Raw genomic sequence first — 536 nt, 5'->3', positions numbered from 1 at the left:
CTGTCATTCTTACCGATAATGGTGGAGAGTTTGCCAGGGTTGATGATATCGAAATGGATGTGCGAGGAGAGAGTAAACTCTTCTTTTGTGACCCTAATCGCTCTGACCAGAAAGGGAGAATTGAGAAAAATCACACGCTGATTCGTGACATTCTACCTAAGGGAACTTCTTTTGACAACTTAACTCCAACTTTTCCCTGTCATTCTTACCGATAATGGTGGAGAGTTTGCCAGGGTTGATGATATCGAAATGGATGTGCGAGGAGAGAGTAAACTCTTCTTTTGTGACCCTAATCGCTCTGACCAGAAAGGGAGAATTGAGAAAAATCACACGCTGATTCGTGACATTCTACCTAAGGGAACTTCTTTTGACAACTTAACTCAGGAGGACATCAATCTCGTTTGTTCGCATGTCAACAGCGTCAAACGGGCTGCTTTGAATGGAAAGTCAGCCTATGAACTCTTTGCCTTTACTTATGGAGAAGAGATTCCTAAGCTTCTCGGCATTTCTAAAATACCTGCAGAAGACGTCTGTCA

2 pseudogenes are annotated in these 536 nt (G+C 42.9%); both read left to right on the top strand.

Going from position 1 to position 536, the window contains the following annotated elements:
• A pseudogene (locus tag D8787_RS11345) lies at positions 1-182 on the top strand (IS30 family transposase); the annotation flags it as partial.
• Between the two features lie 4 nt (positions 183-186).
• Positions 187-536 (top strand): annotated as a pseudogene (locus tag D8787_RS11340) (transposase); the annotation flags it as partial.

It is taken from the genome of Streptococcus mitis (assembly GCF_003944325.1).
Lineage (GTDB): Bacteria > Bacillota > Bacilli > Lactobacillales > Streptococcaceae > Streptococcus > Streptococcus mitis_CW.
Note: the sequence above shows the minus strand (reverse complement) of the source record. Positions and strands in the feature narration are given on the sequence as shown.